General features: G+C 68.3%; 11 protein-coding genes. 2 read left to right on the top strand and 9 right to left on the bottom strand.

Annotated elements, in window-relative coordinates; translation table 11 throughout:
• A partial coding sequence (locus DKT69_RS40440) for a hypothetical protein (RefSeq protein ID WP_236648576.1) occupies positions 1–270 on the top strand: 270 nt, incomplete at its 5' end.
• A gap of 576 nt (positions 271–846) precedes the next feature.
• Here DKT69_RS40440 and DKT69_RS34840 read toward each other — a convergent pair.
• The 7 genes from DKT69_RS34840 to DKT69_RS34810 all read right to left on the bottom strand — a co-directional run bounded on the left by DKT69_RS34840 (position 847) and on the right by DKT69_RS34810 (position 10021).
• The gene (locus DKT69_RS34840) at positions 847–1905 is read right to left on the bottom strand and encodes a TniQ family protein (RefSeq protein WP_109805624.1); all 1059 of its coding nucleotides are present in this window, start codon (positions 1903–1905) and stop codon (positions 847–849) included.
• Positions 1902–2867, bottom strand: a complete 966-nt coding sequence (locus DKT69_RS34835; protein WP_236648561.1) for a TniB family NTP-binding protein — start codon at positions 2865–2867, stop codon at positions 1902–1904. Before DKT69_RS34835 ends, DKT69_RS34840 begins: the two co-directional genes overlap by 4 nt.
• 44 nt (positions 2868–2911) lie before the next feature.
• Complete coding sequence (locus DKT69_RS34830; protein WP_236648559.1) at positions 2912–4918, bottom strand: Mu transposase C-terminal domain-containing protein; 2007 nt, start codon at positions 4916–4918, stop codon at positions 2912–2914.
• Between the two features lie 80 nt (positions 4919–4998).
• Positions 4999–5751, bottom strand: coding sequence for a TnsA-like heteromeric transposase endonuclease subunit (locus DKT69_RS34825; RefSeq protein WP_109805622.1), 753 nt, complete (start codon positions 5749–5751; stop codon positions 4999–5001).
• Positions 5752–6150: 399 nt separating this feature from the next.
• A complete protein-coding gene (locus DKT69_RS34820; RefSeq protein ID WP_109805621.1) occupies positions 6151–8079 on the bottom strand; it encodes a hypothetical protein in 1929 nt (642 codons plus the stop codon).
• Entirely contained in the window at positions 8076–8651 is a 576-nt protein-coding gene (locus tag DKT69_RS40435) for a hypothetical protein (RefSeq protein WP_236648558.1), read from the bottom strand. The genes DKT69_RS34820 and DKT69_RS40435 overlap by 4 nt, the downstream gene beginning before the upstream one ends.
• Entirely contained in the window at positions 8651–10021 is a 1371-nt protein-coding gene (locus DKT69_RS34810; RefSeq protein WP_146231298.1) for a hypothetical protein, read from the bottom strand. Before DKT69_RS34810 ends, DKT69_RS40435 begins: the two co-directional genes overlap by 1 nt.
• A 609-nt stretch (positions 10022–10630) precedes the next feature.
• On the opposite strand from DKT69_RS34810, the gene DKT69_RS34800 reads away from it, so the two are divergent.
• Positions 10631–14422 carry a hypothetical protein gene (locus DKT69_RS34800; protein ID WP_146231297.1) on the top strand — a complete coding sequence of 1264 codons (3792 nt, stop codon included), beginning with the start codon at positions 10631–10633 and terminating at the stop codon, positions 14420–14422.
• A 185-nt stretch (positions 14423–14607) separates the two neighbouring features.
• Here the strand turns inward: DKT69_RS34800 and DKT69_RS34795 are convergent, their stop codons facing one another.
• Positions 14608–17778 (bottom strand): NACHT domain-containing protein, encoded by a 3171-nt coding sequence (locus DKT69_RS34795; RefSeq protein ID WP_146231296.1) that lies wholly within the window; start codon positions 17776–17778, stop codon positions 14608–14610.
• A gap of 126 nt (positions 17779–17904) precedes the next feature.
• Positions 17905–18654 (bottom strand): tyrosine-type recombinase/integrase (locus DKT69_RS34790; protein WP_146231295.1); only part of this gene is annotated, 750 nt, incomplete at its 5' end.

Here is an 18654-nt window from a genome sequence, read left to right as displayed (position 1 = left end):
CGACCCACCACATCCGCCGCCATGACCCGTGATCAAAACGGTCAGGACCATCGGCGTCATCCCGCCACGCCGCAGACCCCCGGATACCCACCCAACACCATGATCAACTTAGGCTACGCGGCATTGGGGCCGGACGCAGCCTCGGTGGCCCAACTTAATGAGAAGACTCGAGAGATGGCCCAAGTTATTGAGAATGGCCCAGGTCAACTGAGAAACGGCAGACACCGGTGTCATTTCTCAGTTGACCTGGGCCACGCGGATGGCTCTTGATCTGCAGTGGCCCAAGTTAGTGAGAATCCTTGAAGAGTCATGGCTCTCATTATCTCGGGCCAGGTGGAAGCTTTCTCATTATCTCGGGCCAAGTGCGGACTTCGAGTCCAGGGCTTCGCACCGAACAGGTCTGGGCTTCGCGGAGCAGGGCTGCCTGTGTGGCCGGAGCAAGTGTGGTGAGTTGCAACGGTTGTGGCTCTTGACGGGCTGAGGCCGGAAGGCTAGCGGGGGTCGCTTCGCAGTGGCGGTCGATGGCATCAGGCACTGCGCCACCGGCGGGTTGGGCTGCCTCCACCCGCACACGCCCCGCACGGCGGCCGGCAGCCGCAACGTCACCCTCGCCGGCTACGAGGTCTACCGCTTTCGGTGCTGATGCCTACGCGACGACGTCCACGCCCGTCCGCCGAAAGACTGCGACAGCGCACGAGAGACCCGCGGGAGCGGGTCTCTCGGCGGGCGCGGGAGCCCGTGGGCGTCCTGCGAGACCATCTTAACAGTGGGTTTTAGGTCACGCGCGAAGTCGTCACCGGCAGCAGCCGCCACTCGGTGACGAAGAGAGCCGCTCGTAGGGAGAGGTCACTTTGGTCTTAGCTCTAGGGTCCAGGGTCCGGTCCCGGGTGGGGGAGCGATGGCGGTCATGGTAGTCATGCTTGCGCTCCGTGCGGACGGTGAGGTGCATCGGCTGCGGGGTCGTACAGTCGCAGCACTCCGGCGGTGCTGAGGTACAGCCGGCGCAGGGTCCGCTCGCCGTCGGGGTCGGCGGGCCCGGTTGGGTGTCGCTCGTGGTTGATCCATGAGGCGAGTCCACCGTGGCTGTACCTGGAGGGGTGCGGTGGATTTCCCTTGAGGATCTCGTCGTAAAAGCGGAAGCGGTCCGCGATCTCGCTCGACGTGGCCATGCGACGCCAGAACGCTGAGGAGATCACGGACAAGATCGACGACCTCGGGGTACTGCGCCGCGTAGCCGTAGGACAAGGGCAGGAACTCCGCGTGCTCGCGGGCGTGCAGACGCCTCATGCGCTCGTTGCGTGGGGTCAGAGCAAACGGGTTGCGCGAGCCCCAGTGTTCGATCTCGCAGGCGTCGGAGAAGTAGAAGCGCACGCGGGGGTAACCGCGGCGGCGGATGAGCCGCCGCAGCCGCACCTGCGCCTGGACAATCTCGGGCATGTCGGCCACGTCGACCTGGTCGCGTGGCTGCGAGACACCGTCGCCGAGCCACAGCTGGTGACGGACGCAGACGTTGTAGTCGCATCGTGCCCAGATCGTCACGGGGCCGGTGGCGCCCGCGCACCTTCGGCATGACGGATGTCGCCGGTTGGGGTAGCTGCCGACGACCTGTCCAATCATCGGCGGCGCGTAGCGGTACGGGACGCGCTGGCGGATCTCCGGCAAGGCGTAGGCCAGCCGCGGTTCGGCGAATCCGGTGACCGCCGCGAGAGACTCCGACGCGATGACTCCGCGGCGGCTGCCCTGGCGCCGCGGCGTCAGGTGGGCCGCGAGGTCAACGCGGGACAGATAGTTTCTCGTCGCGAGCCGGCCGATGTACGACTCGAGCGTCTCGTCGTGTACCGGGGCGATGCGTCTGGGCAGCCGCCGAAGCCGCGGCTGCCCCCAGTCGGCGGTTGCCGGGATCATTGTCGCGAACCGGCGCGGCGGGCGGAGGACTCGGCGGCGTGGTCAATGCGCACCGCGTCCATCGCGGCCCGCGAGATGGTCTCGGTGCCGTCGAGGATCGCGCGTATCGCCGCGGCGCGGATGAGGTGGGACAGGCTGCCGATCATGCCGCCAGTGCGACTGTGCAGGTACTTCGCCGACGAGGTCAGCGTGCCGGGCTTGTGGTGGTGCAGTCGCAGCGCGCTTTCCATGCTGGCGACGAGCTGTTTCCACTCGTCGTGGTAGGGAAACGGGCCGGTGTTGACCAGGACGCAGCGTCCGGCGAGCTGCCGGCCGCGTACGCCGGTGAACATCCCGGACCGTTCGATGTCGATGCCGGCGTAGATGAACGTCGCGGGCAGGTGCTCGGTGAGGTACTTCATATGGTCGGAGTGGTCCTCGCCCACGGTGGTCGCCATGTTGATGTTGTGGAGCTCATCGACGATGACAATTTCGCATCGCACGTCGATGAGAATCCGGCAAACGGCGTCGGCGATGTCGGTGGCGTTGGCCCGGGACGCGACTCTGGGCAGGCCGAGGAACCGTGCGAATTCCATTGCCAGCTTCCGCGGCGAGCCTTTCGGGGGTGCCGTCACGTAGACCACGGGGATGCGTTCGGTGTCGGAATATCGGGCTCTGGTGCGCAGTTCGTGGAGCCGGCCGAGCTGTTTGATGGCGGTGGTCTTGCCGGTCGCCGCCGCACCGGAGACGATCAACCCGCGGCGGGCGCCCTTCTCCCGTTGGTTGAGCAGCGTCAGCAGCCGACCTTGGTTGGTGATCTCGCGGATCGCGGACGTGGTGACCACGACCAGTTCGGCGTGGTAGGCGATCCGCGCCTCGTCATAGATCAGACGCTGCTGCGCGGTCAGTGTCGACCAGTCGCCCTTGGGCAGCAGCGCGACGTCGGCGGGATCGGCTTCGACGAACCGCTGCCAGCCCTCCACCGTGGTGGTGGGTTGCAGCTGGTCTTCCAGTTGGCTGACGTCGTTCAGAAACTCCACTTGCGGGCCTCCTCGCGGGCGTCGAACAGCGGCAGGGGGATCACCTCCGCTAGCGGTTCTGGGTTGCCTTCACGCGCGGCGGCAACGCCCGGCGCCGCGTCCTGCTCGTCTGGTGGGTCCGGGCGGGGGCCTGAGGGTGTGTTCGTGGAGCGGGTGCGGCCGGCGACGCGTCGATCCCGCGGCTTGGCGGCCTTTGGCGCGGGGCCTTGTTCAGCCCGGTCAAGCAGCTGCGCGGCGGCCGAGGCGATCTCCGCCTCGGTGGCCATGTCCTCGCCGCGGCGCCGCAGGATGCTGCGGGCGTGCTGCCACGCCAACTCGCCGAACGGCACCGGGGCGCTGCGCAGGTGTCTCCAGCTGACGGTGATCCAGCCGCCGTGACGGTGGTTGCGGACCCAGATGCGGGTGATGTCGTACGGGTCGAAGTGCACCTCCCATCGGTCCTGTTTCGCTAGGACCCCGGAGGGCTCGCCACGCAGGTCGTTGAGCGCCTCGTCGTCGTAGGTGCGCCGGTTGAGTTTGATCCCGGAGCGGCCAATGGTCCTCCAGGACACCGGAAGCAATTCGATGTAGTCCTCGGCGCCTAACGCGACGGGCACGTAGCCGGCAACCTCGACCAACGCGGCGTACTGCTCGTTAGGTGTCAGGGCCGTGTCCGGGGTCAGCGGGTTGCGCAGCCCGTCATGCGGCCTGTTCTGCCAGACCGTGACGATCCACTCGTCCAACAGCGCCTGCAGCTCGACGATCGACCACACCGCCTTCTTCTCGGCATTCCTGCCGCGGTGTTCAACGCTGCGCCCGACGTAGCCGGCGACGTACTGGGCGAACAGGGTGCCCACGGAGTTGAAGCTGCGCTCGACGACGTTGTTCTCCCAAGGCGAGCCCAGGTGGGTGGGCTGGAAGTTGATGCCCATCGCCCGGCACGCCGTGCGGAAGGTCTGCGACACGTATACGTTGCCGTTGTCGCAGACGATGTTTTCCGGAACGATCACCGGCCGGGCGGCGGCGTACGCCAGCTGGTCGTCCAGGGCGGCTAGGCGACGGTGCGGCAGCACCGACCGCGACATGCGAACCGCGTCGACCCAGCCCGGGCGCATCGGCTCCGGTGTCAGCGACCGTGCCAGCAGCACCGCCGCGTCGGCGGCCTTGGTCGTAGGACGCAACACTGCCGCCGGGATGCCGCGCGTGGCAGCGTCGTCCATCCACGTCAACTCCGCTCGGTCGATCACACCGTTGTCCAGCACCACCCGCACATCGATCGTGGTGGAGTCGATCTGTACCCACTGCCCGGGCCGCAGCGCCGACACCGACCCGAACGGGCCCTTCGGGGTCTTGGCCAGCGACCGGCGGGTCTTGGCAGAGCCGAACGTATGCCGTCCCTGCGACAACCTGCCGACCAGGCGGTAGAACGTCGCCGGCGACGGCAGCGCCGGAGCGGCGCTGCCGTGCTCGGCGGCCAGGATCTGCGTGACCCGTCGCGCAAGCCTGCCCACCGTTCCCGTCGAACGGTTGGTCTCCTCGTCGATTGCTTGCACTGTCGCGGCGACAACCCGTTGGTCAACTCGGCCGGTGGGGCCAGACACTCGCGCATAGCGCTGGTCGACCAAGCCCCACAGCCCTTGCTGCTCATACGCCGACCGCAGCCGTTTGAGCGTGGTGAAGCTGACAGAGTGACCCGCCGCCCGCAGCTCGGTCAGCTTGGCCAGCTCACGCTGGCGCAGCGTGTGCCGGCGCGGATCGTACCCAGACTGTGGCGTCGATTCGGGTGCCGCATCCGGCGCCACACCGGTCAGCAGCTCGATCAGGTGCCGTTCCCACCACCGCGCACGCGCCACCACCGGCTCGGGCACGACCTCGAGCAGCCCAGCCGGGGGCAGGGGAGCGGCACCGCGCGGCGTGGACACCCATTCCAAATCACGGCCGGTGAGCACCTCGCCCAGCGGCAGGGTCGTCTGCGCGCCGACGACGTCCTCCAGCCGCACTCCGCTGCCCGTCACCGACGCCACCGTGTACCGCGCGCCCCGTAACCGGACCTCATCACCGGCCCGCAACATCCGCGGTCGCGACACCCCTGCCATCAGGCGCCGCCGCGCACCAGCGACCCCGCGCCGAGAGGTGCCTCGTCCAGGTCGGTTTGCAGTACCTGTCGCCAGAGCAGATGAAACAGCGTGGGCAGCACGGCGATGGGATCCCCGACCTGACGCGCGCCGTCCATCAGCGCCGCGCCGTCGGCGAACACGCGTTGCAGGCTAGCCGCCCGCCGGGCGTCGTGGCAGCGGGGATGCCGATAGCCCGACAGCCAGCGCAGGTTCGCCGTCCGTACCGGATCCATGACGTCGACGCGCCACACCGTCCAACCGACCTCCTGACACGCGTACGCGATCGGTTCACCCATCGGCTGCGCGTCGCGTCCGCGTCGACGCTGCGACCGCACCTCGATCACCACCGCCGTGCCGTCGCGCAGGCGTGCGAAGAAGTCCGGTGTATGGGTGACGGTCTTGCCGTCGCGCTGCCAGGTCAGGCGCAACGGCCGTGGCGTCAGCGACATGACCGTCGGGTCGAAGTCCCATGCCATGACATGATCCCGCTGCAGCCACGATTCGTAGCCGACGTGATCCGCGGTCGTGGCGAACCACCACAACCCGGCGAAACCCTTCGAACCCCGCTTCGACCGTGTCCGGTTTACCGTGCGGGCGGCCTCGAACGGCTGCATCCAGCACTGGTCCAGCGGCTCCCTGCGGTCCTGCCCGTCATCGCCGACGAAGCTGACGTCGACCTGCCCCGCCGCCAGGCGCCCCTGCCTCGGGGCGGCGGCCTGCGGGCGTGACATGCCGGGCCCCGCTCTACCGCGAACCGCGGGGCGACCGGTGACCGTCAAGCGGCACAGCGCATGTCGGTGACCGGGCTGCTACGGCCGCCCGAAGCGCGGCGACCGAGCCGCCCTGGGATCCGGCGGCACCGTAATCGATCAACCGAACGCTCACGGCTGCACCTCCCACCGTCGAGAGGCCCACCGTAACCACTGCGCAGGCCTACTGTCATCACCGAATCGCGGCATGGTGTCGGCGAACAGGTCTCGCTGCAAAGCAGGGCGTGGCTGAGCGGGCAGCGAGCGGACGTCACGACGTTCCACCGGGTATCGCACGTGTTGGCGCAGCCCCAGCACGCACTGATCCAGCAGGTCACCCCAACCGACATATGATCATCTGATGGTCGGTGCCTACGGGGACTAGGAATCGGTGCGGTCGCCGAGCGTCTGCACGGCGTTGGGTCCAGGGTGGGCGATGGTGGCCACGGTTGGATGCGGGTAGTCGAAATCCAGCTCGGCGAAGTCGCGCTCTACCACCTCGGGGAGTTCGTTGTCCGCGACGATCATCTGCAGCTTGCCGGGCCTGGCTGCTGCGAGGTCCCGCAGCCGGCTGTAGAGGGCGGCGGAGATGCCGGTGGCGGAGTTCAGCGCCATGCGGGGGCTGTCGATGAGCAGAAACGACGGGTAATAAGTGTCACCGCGGCTGACCACGACGTACAGGATCGACGTCCAGTAAGCGATTTGCACGGCGGTGATGATGCCGCCACCGCGGCTGACCTTGGTGTAGGGCTGGCCGTTGAGGATGGGCAGGTAGTTGGTGGGGTGGATGTGCGCGGTTTTGATGCTGGGCACGCCGATGCTGCGTAGCGCCCGGTTGAACTCTGCGGTGAGCGCGTCGATGATGGCGTGACGCCGCTCATCGATAGCTGCTTCCCGGCGTTGAATCTCCGCGTTGACTCTGTCCCGCTCGGCGGTGCGCTGCTGTTCGGCGGTGGTGAGGTCATCGACACGGTCCCACTGTCGCAGCACGCCCTCGAGTTCCCGCTGGCGCGCCTGGGCGTAGGCGAGGCTGGTGGAGGCGTCGGTGAAGGCCTGCAGGCGCGGACTGACGCGCGTGGACGTGCGCTGTTCGATCGTGGCGGTGAGGTCTTTGACCAGGCCCTCGCGCTCGGCGACAGCGACGCTGGTGGCGGCGAGCTGCTCGGTGAGCAGAGCCAGTTGGTCGCTCATCTCGTGCAGTTGGCCGGTGAGCTGTCGCTGCTCGTACTGGTCGGTGTCGGAGTCCGGCGTGACCGGGTCGGGCTGTAAGCACAACCGGCAGGCGCCCTCGGGGACTGCTCTGTCGGTCAGCGACTGCAGGCACCGGGGGCACGTGACGAACTCGATGTTGGCGATGCGGTCGCCGGCGTCGCGCATGCGGTGCAACCGGGCGAGGTCGCCTTCGACGCGGCGTCGTTCGGCGGTCAGGTCGGCTCGCTGCCTGATCAACGCCTGGACGGTCGCCTTGGCCTCGGCGAGCCGGCGTTCTGCGTCGTAGAGCAGATCCCGTATCACTTGCGTCTCGCGGTCGGCGACCGGGCTGATCTCGTTGCGCAGCACCCGCAACGACGCCTCGGCGGCGATTTGCGCGTTGCGGGCGTCGCCTTGAGCGCTGAGCGCTTCTTGCTTGCTGGTGGTGTTCGTCGTGGACAGGAAGTCGCGGATCGTCGCGGTTTCGCGGCGCGCGTCGTCAACCTGCCTGTTGAGCGTCGTGAGTTCGGAACGCAGCGCCAGCACGGCTTCGTCGGTGAGACCGAACAGCAACTCGAAAACGGCTTTGCGTTTCGGCGCGAGGTAGGTGTCCTGGCTGCGCGCAATGTCGCGGTTCATGTCGGCTTGCGGGACATACAGGTAGGAGAAAACGTCGGCGAAGGTGATGCGGGCGCCGGCATTGGTGCTACCGGCGGTTCTGGCGGCCGCGCGCATGTCCTCGGCGAAGCCCAACGCCCGCATCAACAGACCGGACACGCTGGGCGACTCACGGGCGTCCGCGCCGTGATCAGGCAGCCGCTCGCGGGTCTTGACATCGGTGACTCGCACGGCCCGGCGTTTGACCGCATCGACGCTGCGCACGAGCAGGTAACGTTCGGCGCCGACGGTCACGTCGACGCTGATGTCGTGCACGCTCTCGGTGATCACGGGCGCCAGCATCCCGTCACACCCGAATCCGAACTTCACGGCCTCCAGCAAAGTGGTTTTCCCGACGCCGGTCGGCCCGGCGAGGATGGTCAAGTCCGCGGGGAACGTATACCTGACCGGTCCTTCGACGGTGTCCAAGATGACGGCGTTGAGCCGGAACGTCGTGGTCAACGGATCACCTGTCGGTGCGGTCGGTCCATCAGGTCAGCCAGCCTCTGGTAGATCAGGTCCTTCAACGCGTTGCCTGTCAGTCCTGTCGACGCCTGCGCGATCACCTGGCCGCGTTCGGCGATCTCCGACCACGGCGCGGTGGCGGCGATCGCGGCGGCGTGCCTCTTGCCCTTGGGCGTGGGCGCGAGCGCGACGCTGCCTTTCCTGCCGGGGGCATACCGCAGGAGCCCACGACCGACAAGCGCGCCGATGATCATGTAGTAGCGGTCGTCCCACGGGCCGTACTTGTACCGGGTCATGGGTGCTTCCACGGCGGTGGGGTCAAACCTGTCTTCCTCCGCCAGATGCAGCCGGGGATCTGCCGGCTCCAGGGAGTCCAGCACGGTGCTGGCCAAGGCCGGGTACCGCAACAGGAAGTCGAGCTTGGCCAGCTTCGTCAGGCCGTCCAGCCTTCGTTGGTGGCCCGTCTCGGCCGCGACGGCGGTCACGAGCAGAAACACGCGGGTCTGGTGGTAGGCGAGGTCCTCGCGCAGCAACGCCAGGTCGGCGGCATCCGCAGCGTGCATGCTCATCAGCTGCCCCCTCCTCCCACCGGGCGCCGGCGCGCCTGCTCGCTTGCGACGTCAAAACCCTCGCTGAACCACACCTGGCACCGATTGGAAAGCTCACACAGCCCACCGAGCGCCAGGTCGACGTCCATGTCATCCGGCAGGGTGCGCTGCTGCCGGTCCAGCGCGGCCTCAAGCTCCCTCCACAACTGCGGGCCCCAGGCGGTGCCTGGCCGTTTCACCTGCTCAGTCGCCGCGTCGTTGATCCGCAGTAGCGCCCGGTTCAGCCGCTGTTGACGGGCACGCGCTGCCGGATCGAATGCCAGTGAGTCACGCCAATGCTCGGCCCAGTCTGACCGGAGCTGCTCCGCGCGTTCCACCGTGTTGTCGGAGCAGCCCCCGACCTCCATCTTGATGGCCAACCGGCTGGTGCGCACCAACCGCGGCAGCGGCGCAAAGCCCGTCGGGTGCGCGATCGCCGTCCGGATGGCCAGATCGATGTCCGTTAGCGTCACGATGCGGCTGGTCAACTCGGTCTCACGGTCACCGGATGTGGACGCCGCGCCGCCCATGGGGAAGGCCAGGACCGTCGGTAGGCCACCGGTCGGCGTCGGCCCCGACGCGCGCATGCGGACGCGGAACAGGGCGAGAACGGCCTCCCACACCGCACCGGCGGGAGCGGCGCTACCTAGCTTGTCCAGCACTGGCTGCGCGTACATCGACGGCGCCGCGTGCGGAGCGTACTTACGGGTCACGCTGTCCTGCACCGTGAACATCGACAGGAAGCGGGTGATCTGCTCGCGATGCTCGGGCAGCACCTCCGGCTCACCGCCGTCGGGTGGTTTCCACCGGGTGGCGAGGCCGTCACAGTGCTTGAGCAAGCTCTTGCCGAAGCTGGTGAGCAGCGTGATCTCAGGGCCGCCGGCGATGTACGTCTCGCCGGTGACACGCCGGCCGCGAGCGACCTCAGCGAGCTTGATGAGCTGCTGAGGTTCTCCGGACATGCCCGCAGTGGTGACCAGCCGGCATGTGGGCTTCTCCTGCATCGCCAGCCAGCGGTTGAATAGGTGCGCGACCCCACCGTCTCCGGCCAACGAGTTGAGGGTGCTGTAGGCGCCGAAGGTCAGCCCGGGATGTTTCGCGGACACCAGTTCCGCATCCCCGTTACGTAGGGCGACCCAGTCCTCGTGATACTCGCAGAGCAGCCGGCCGTCGTCGCCATCGGCGAGGTTGCCGTGCGCGTCGAGGGCCGTCAGATACAGGCTCAGGCCATCAGCGGCAGCCATCACCGCCTGCCACTCGTACTGGTCTGCCGTCCGGGCTCCAGCATCATCAGGCGGCTTCGCCGCCACAACGAGATCGGCTGCCGAAGCGCCGACATCACCAGCCCGCAATTGCCACCTGCGCCGCAATCGGTAGTTGTCGGAGCACTCACGGTCCGCGTGACTGCTCGGGGGGAGTGTGCCTCACGCACATGCCCTGACCGGGCGAACTGTCACCTAGGCGACAGACCCCCAGCGAGCAGAGGCGCTGCTACTACAAAGCCCGCTCCACCCCGGCCAGAGCCGCATCGGCGAACGAATGTCTCCCGCCGTCGAGGCGCCGCCTCAACCTGCACAGAAGCGAGAGCAGTCCCCATCCGGGGCGGGACCGGCTGCTACGGCTGAGCTGCCCTGTCGGCCAGAGCGGACGTCGGGGCCACAGCGCCGCTGCCGTTCGCAGATCGGATCAGTCTGGCGGCGCTGAGGCGGGTGACCAGCGCTGAGCCGGTCAAAGCATGCGTCGGCGTACGGCCGGCAGCGTCCGCAGGCGTGATCAGCTACCACCAGCCGGAGCGGAGGCGGAGCGTCAAGGCAGCAGCAACACGCGTTTGTCTGTGGCAGAAGAGCACGCTGCGCGTCGGTGGTCTTCCGCCGCGTGGAACCCGCTGAGGCCATTGCTCGGTTTGGCCGCCAATCGCCGTCCTTTCTAGGATGAATGCGCCACGCGGAGCGGAGGGGCTGTTGACCATCGGCGCAGTCGAACGTCATGTCAAGGACGCGGACGAGGAGCACACGGCGCTTGACGGCGACGGCTTTCTTGACGCCGGCGCGACCACCGGCATCACGCCGGCCGGCGAGCTCGCTGGCCGGCCGGGGAGTTTTATCTTGCTCGCGCCAGGCGGCGTCGGAAAGTCGGTCGTCCTAGACGGTCTGCGGCGGCGGGAGGACGGCATCGAGGTCGACCTCGTCGGGCTCCGGGGCGCCGACATCGGCCGGGTGATCGGTGCGGCGACCGCGTGCGGGAAACCTATCTACCTCGATTCTCTGGATGAGGCCCTGCTTACCGAGCCGGCCCTTGTCCGGCTGGTGAACCGGGCGATGGCCGGACCTGGGACCGATGGGGTCCAGTGGCGGCTCGCATGCCGCCCTTCGGCGTGGACCAGTGCATTTGTCGAAGGCGTCAAGAATGTCGAGAAACTGCGCCTGCTGCCGATGACGCGTGACGCGGCCCGCCACCTGCTCGCCTCCCTCCATGTTGACGAGGGCTTTCTGGACGCGCTGGCTGGGGCGGGCCGTACCCGGTTGAGCGCCTCGCTGTTGCACTTCATCGCGGCGGGCCGGCAGTGGCAGGAGACGGGTCGTCTTCCCGGCCGACGGGCGGACACCCTGGAGTCAGAGGTCCAGCGGCTGCTGACCGAGCGGGAGAACGTTCGCCAGCCTTTGCGGACGGGCGCGGACGTGCGGCGCCGGACGGCCGGCCGGCTGGCCGTCTTCGCTGCGTTCGGCGGGGTCGGCCGATTCGCGTTCCGCACCGACCCGGGTCAGGCCGCCGTCGCGATCGCCGAGCTACCGACCATGCCAGAGCCGGATCGCCCCGACGTCACGATCGGCGGCGAGGTCTACGCGGAGGTGCTGGGCAGCGCCTTGTTCGACACCGCGCCGCGGGACACTGTCGCCTTTCGGCACCAGGAGTACGTCGACTATCTCGCCGCGAAATACGTCGTGGATCGAGCGCCCACGCGGCCCCAGGTCGCCGCCCTGCTCGGCCTGACCGATGGGGTGCTGCCGCGCTCGATGGTCGCGGTCGCGGCATGGATGGTGGCACTGCGCCCGGAGCTCGCCGACATGGTGGCGCCCGCCAACGCAGCGACCCTGGTCGAGTCCGAGGTCGACCTGCCGCCGGCCGCGCGGGCGGCGGTCGTGGACGCGCTGCTCGCGGATTCGCGGGAGCACGACGCGCCGCCGCGGTGGTCACTGGACCTGTCGGTCGTCGTCCACCCGGAGCTGGCGCGGCAGCTCACCGACCGGCTGGCGGCCGCGGTAGACCAGTCTTTCGAGGCGTGGTGGATCTGCCGGCTTGCCCTGGCCGGACGAATCTCGGCGGCCGCCCCCGCGGCATTGACGATCGCGCTCGACGACCGGCTTCCGTCCTGGGCACGCAGGCAGGCGATCGCCGTGGTGACCGAGCTAGGGTCAGCGCCCGAGCGGTCCGCCCTGCTCGACGGCCTGAAGCTCGACCCAGACGCGGACCCAGACGACGAGCTACGGGCCGGACTGCTTGACGGGCTCTACCCGCAGCACATGACCATCACCCGGCTGCTGCCCTTCGTCACCCGGCCGCGGCGTCTCCACTTCATCGGCGCGTATCAAAAATTCCTCCGGGACTTCCCCGCCAGAGTTCCGAACGCCGATCTGCCCGAGCTTCTCACCTGGGCGCGTGCAACTCTCCAGCCCCAGTTCTCCGTCGAGTCCCGCCGATGGTTGAGCGACTTGTGGGTTCGGATCGCGGCGCACGCCGTTGGCGCATCGGATGACCCGGCAGTGCGGGGATCATTGGCCGAGCTCCTCGTTTACCTGGCCGGACACATCCGCCGCGTGCGCTGGGCGCTAGACACCGCCCAGCGCCGACATCTCGCCGTCGCCGTCGCGGCGCGACTCGACGAACACCGATGGCCAGTCCTACTCCAACTCGAGCTCGTCACCGCCGACGACATCGACTGGCTGACGGAAGCCATCGACGATGAACGAGCCACCGGCCACGACGTCCTGGCCCGATGCCTTCAGAGGCTGATTGCCCCGCCTGCCCCGCCAGACGACGAGCAGGACATCGACGAGCAGGAAACCGACGACCGGCCCGACCGTACGGCACTGCAAGCAGCGATCTCGGCTGCCCGCCAGAACCTCGCCGCATGGACCGACATCCCGATCGCCCTGGTGCCACCTAACCAACCGGAACCGCTACTGTCCTGCGATCTCACTGCCAGACGGAACTGGTCGCTGCTGACCGCCGAAGAGCAGCGAGAGGTCCTCGACCGGGGCCTGGAGTACGTCACGGGTCATTCGCCCGACCCGAGCCTTTGGCTAGGCAAGACCTCGGTCGGACTCGACGTCGTCCGCGACTGGTCCGGGGTCTACCTGCTGACCACGCTGGCCCGCCACGCGCCAGAGCGCCTCGGCGACCTCCCGCTGACAACGTGGGCGCGGTGGGCGCCCGCCATCGCGAACGCCTGGGCCTACGGCAATACGGACCTACTCGGGGACCTCGTCGAACTCGCCCCCACCGAGGCGAAGGCCGAGATTCGCACTGCCGTCCAGACCGCGCTCGACAGCCGCGCCGAATGGCGACGCACACCCCTCTACGAGTACTTCGCCCGAAACCTGGTGCCCGAGCTGGCCGCCATCTTGACGCAGCGCCGCTACCCCGACGACCAGAACGCCGACGTACTCGCCTTCCTGATCGAGCATGACCCGGACGTCGCCGTGGTCGCGGCCAGATCGGTGGCGAACGACGACAACTCGCAGCTGTCCCGCGCCGCGAACCGGCACCTCGCCCACGCCGACACTAGTGGCACGATCAACCGCCTGCTGAACGAGCCGACCCCGCCCTGGGTATTCCTAGAACTCCTCGAGGGTCTGCCGCTGGACACGGTCGACGACGGCAGCCTGGCCGACCTGACCCGCCTCCTGCTCGGTCGACTCGCGCATGCTGACCCACCGCCGGAGACCGAGGGCTCGTTCGACAGCCCGACGCAGCGAGAAGCCCGCATGTGCAACCATGCGGTCGAGAGAATGGCCATGCGCGGCCTCGTCACAGAACTCAAGGTGCTGGCCGACGGGCAGCCGTTTCATGCGCAGACACTCATCCGCCACCACCTGCGCCAGGCCCGCCAGGCCGCGGCCGGCAAGGCCCAGGCCCGCGTCGACCCGACCGGCTTGCTCGACCTGCTCGGCCGCTCGGATCTGCGGCTTATCCGCAACTCCGCCGACCTGATCAGTGCTCTGCTGGACCACCTCGACGACCTGCAGCACGAACTCTCGCGCAACAACGGCTTCCGCGACCTGTGGTCGCCGAACGGTAAGAACCTCGGCAGCGAGGACGACATCACCGACTGGTTGCGGCGCCGCCTGACCGACCAGCTCGGTCGGGATCGCGTCATCCTCGCCCGAGAGCCCCAGGTCGAGCGCATCGCGGTCAAGGGCTCCGGCACACGCATCGATCTGACCGCAGGCGCTCCCACCAACACAGTTCCCGCCGGAGTCGCCGAAGCGATCGTCGAGGCGAAGCTCGTCACCAACGACGAGGTGCCCACCGCGCTACGAGATCAGCTCGTACAGCGATACCTGGCTGCGACAAGCCAGCGACACGGCATCTATCTCGTGTACTGGATTCCGCCCGAACAACGCACCTCCGGGTCACGGAAGTACGCCGACAAGCAGGAACTCCTCGACGACATGCGGCGCTGGGCCACGGAAGTGGCGCCCCAGTTCGACGTAAGAGTCTACGTACTCGACGTCAGTTGGCCGAAGCGTTAGTGATGAACAGACGCGACGGACGATGGCCGGCACGAGCGCACCCTCGCCGCGTTTCAGACGCAGACCGGGCAAGACCTGAGACCGAGCCAGGGCTTTACCAGGCACGCATGGACCGCAATAAAACCGGTCGGTGCCGCCGCCCGGATCGCGGCAAATCCGGATGTCTTATCAAGGTGCATCGACTTTCAGTCGACCGCATTGGCGGTGCGATCTTGGAGGATTCGGTTCGCCGACTGCGCCATCCAACCGGAGTCAGAGGTAATCGCCGCGAGTAGGGCGCTACGTTCCCGTTCGCCGAGACGGCTTGCATCCCATGCCGGCATGGGTCCGGCGACCGGCACCTCGAGGAAATCGGTGACTCGGGGCACAGCCGCGTTGTGGAGTTCGGCGATCATGGCCCGAGCTTGTGCGGCCACTAGGGCCAGGTCTAGGCCAGCCGCGACGGCGAGAGCTCTGAGCCATTCGGTGCGTGTCGTCTCCTGACCGGGAGCAAAGGTCGCGCGGACGTCGCCAATTGTCACCTTTGGCAAGTACAGAAGGCTGAACAGGCAGGCAAGTTCAGGCAGCCGCCACCGCTGCTGCGCCGAAAGTTCGGGGCTGGTTTCCGCGAACCGAGCCGCAGATGCCAGCAGCGGCATCTGCCGTTCCTCCCAGGAAAGTTCGGGTAGCGCGTACGCGACGATGGCATTGATCGTCTTCCGCCACGATGGCATCGGTACGTCGTAGCCGGCGTCCTCCAAGGCTTGGACGAGATCGGAATAGGTTTCGACGGTGGCGAGCCCGGCGAGATCGTAAACGCGGTTCACCATGTCACTGCCCAGAATTTTCAGATGGGGGATCGACGCTGCCGCGACCTGGAGATGTCCTGGCAGCGAGCGCTCAAATGCATCCAGATCCAGGCCCGCGTCCGTAGCCTCGTCAGAGATGCGGCGGGTTCGTCCAGGGAGTTGCAACGCGGCACGGACGCTCGCCACCTGCGGCGGACACAAAGCGGTTCCGTCGGTGGCGGCGTCCGACAGGGCCACCAGCGCCGTGACGATCACCCGTTGCTGGTCGTCGGCACATAGCCGTTCAAGCGCCTGCTCGCGTGTTGTGCGCAGAGCCGTAGGCAGCGATAGCTCGGCCAAGGCCACCATGCACAGCCAGCCGGATGCCGCGCCGTCCGGATCGAGGTCACGGTACTCCTCCGCGGCATCGGCTAGCAGGGTAACCAGGACATGCAGCTCGTGGTTGCTGGCGTCGGCGGCATGGCGTAGTACGTCTGCCGCCAGTAGAGCTCGCGTCGCGAACCCAGGCTCGCGCTCGTCGCGCAGCAGTATGTTCAGCACCTTCGGATGCAGCTCTGCTGCGAGCGCCAGGGTGACGTCGCGGTCGGGGTCCCCGACCGCCGTGTTCACCCACTCCCGCAGCGGCGCGTCGGCGAGCCACCGCACGGCCATAGCGGCGGCGATCTCGGCGAATACTCGGCTGCGCGGCCGCACGGCGCCGTCGCCCGCATCGACGAACACGCCCATGTGCTGGTCCCAGAACTGCAGGATGTGTGTGATGAGTTCGCCCGCAGGTCCCGCAGCACGGATATCCCACTCGTTGGCGAGCATGGCGGCAATGGCCTGTCGCACCTGGGCCTGGCTGGCGGATCCTGAGTCCATCAACCGGGAACCGATGGCGGTAAATCCGTCGAGCAGTTGCTGCGCGGTAGGCTGGCCGGGCCGGGTGCCGACACTTCCGCGGCGGTGATGCTCCCAGTCCTGCACGCTTTGTTGCACTGCCGTTCTCAGCAGCTGGGCCCGGCCGTGTGTGACCGGTATGGTCGCCGATTTGGCCACGACCAAGGTCATGATGGTGGCCAGCAGCGGCACGTCGGCGATGTCGGGGTGGGCCTGCCGGGCTGCGTCGAGCCACGAGCGGCGTAGCTCGACCCAGCGCTCACGGTCCGCCTCATCGACCTGGTGGGTGTCGGCGACGTGCTGCAGCAGTCGGTGCATCACAGTGCCGAGCTTGTCGGGCGTCGCCAACGCCACTGGGGCCAGCCCAAGTTTTCGGGCAGCCGCAAGGCCGCTGTCACGGGTGCTGAGCACGACACCGAGCCCGGCCGGTAGTTCGGCCAGCATCCGCTGTAGCCCGTCGGCGATCCAGCTCCGCCGCGCTCCGCACTCGTCGAACCCGTCGAGCAGCAGCACCGCGTGACCGGCATGGCACGCGCGTTCCAACGACGCCATCAAGACCTTGCGGTGCTCCACCGGCGCGTATTGAGCCGCGACCTCGCACAGCACGCCCAGTGTCACGTCGCTGGCCCGCCCACAACGGTCGGCAACGACAGGCAGGGACACCGGCACGGGCAGGGCAGCGGTGGGCGTCTTTGCCCACCGGGCGGCCAGCTGACGCAGGGCAGTGCTTTTACCCATGCCGGGCAAGCCCGCGAGCAGCAGCCTCGGCCAGCGCCGGGTCATCGCCAGCAACGACACCCGCTCACGGCGCCGTCCACCGCTCTCGACGGCGACCCGCAACCCGTCGGCAAGGTCGGCAACGATCAGCTCGGGCAGGTCGTCGGCCAGCAACGACAGGCTGACGCGGCCCTCCTCGGCGCCCAGCCAGTCCCGGTAGGCGGACAGCGCCAGGTGGCGGGCGTTTGCCGCGGCACCGGCCGCGCCTTCACCGTCGGCGAAGACCTCGATCGGAGTCTCCCGCAGAACCTTCACCCAGTCATCCAGGCCGCTGGCGAACGCAGTGCTGGCCTGAGTGTGGAAGTCCTCTGCCAGCGCCTTGACGGCAGCACGGCCATGACCTTTCGCGACCACCGACCCCTGCAACAGCGCGACGCCGAGATCGAAGTCGACGTCACCGGCTTTGACGACATTGACCACGAGCACGTGCGCGGCCTCGACAACCCGCTCGCGCACCACTGGGTCGTCGGTGCACGCGTCGATCTTCCTCTCGAGCGCGGCCAGAGCCTTCTGCTCGGACCTGGGTGCAGGTGTGTCCGGGGCCCGGCGGCGCCGATCCAGCGCGGCAGGCAGCATCTTGAGATCACCGCGCAGTTCGGCGGTGGCCAGTACAAGCAGGTCATCAGGCGCGAGCGCGGGTGCTTGCTTCACCCATTGTTTGACGGTGGCGCCGAAGTTCTGCTCGTCGTTGCCGCAGGTGTGCTTAGCGGAGATGAACATCCGGGTTCCGGCCTCGGACACACAGCACAGATCGTCGGTGGCTTGCTCAGTCTCGAAGGCCAGGCGCACCGGCACGAAGTCGCCGCCGAGCACACCTACCCCTGCGAGGCCGTGCGTGGCCAAGAACACCGCGATACCGCGTCGGTGGACACTGCCGATCTCGTTGTTCACACCACCGCGCTGCTCGGCCACCGCCGGGATACTCCCTCACCATTGCCTTGTCGGCCCTCGATTGGGCGGCGACGATACTAGCTTGTGATCGCGACTAGCTTGTGATCGCGCGACGGCGTCGCCGCCCCACTGATCCACGGCGGTGGGTCAGATGCTGCCCAGGACGCCGGTGGCGTAGGTGTACAGGGCATGGTGGGCGGCGCCGTCGAAGGCGTGCCGGATGTAGCGGCCGGTGGTGCCGGTGGCGTGGCCGAGGATCCGGGTGATGACCGTCTGGGGCACGCCGGCGGCTTCGAGGGCGGTGGCGAGGCCGGCCCGCAGGCTGTGCCCGGCCAGGGTGTCGACCACCTCGGGCGGCTGACCGGCGTCCCGCGCGGCCTGCTTCACGGTCTCGGCGACGTACCGGTCGCTCAACGCCGTGGCGCGGACCCGGGCGCCGACGCTGATGCCGGACAGCATCGGCATCGTGCCGGTGCGGCGGCGGCCGGGCCGGTGCAGGTGCTCGCGGCGGCCGGCGGCGTCGAGCCAGGCGACGGTGGTGCGCACCGGGCAGATCGCGGCCAGCTCGGCGGGGGCTTCGGGCAGGTCGACGTGGCGGCCGCGACCGGTCTGGTCGGCCTTGGATCGGGCGATGAGCAGCCGCAGTCCCTCCTGGACCGGCTGCACGTGGTCCACCGGCAGGCCGGCCAGTTCCTCGCGGCGCAGGCCGGCGAAGAAGCCGAGGCTCAGCAGGCACCGGTCGCGCAGCGCGGCCAGGTGGTCGCGTCGCTGCTCCAGCGGAGCATCGGGGCCGGGCGGCGGGCCGGCGGGGCGGGTGGCGAGCATGGCGGCCAGCAGCGGCAGCGTGACCACGGCCGGCCCGTGGAGGGCAAGGCCGCGGTCACGCTGCCGCTGCTG

This window comes from Micromonospora sicca (assembly GCF_003172935.1).
GTDB lineage: Bacteria > Actinomycetota > Actinomycetes > Mycobacteriales > Micromonosporaceae > Micromonospora > Micromonospora sicca.
This window is presented reverse-complemented; position numbering and strand designations above follow the sequence as displayed.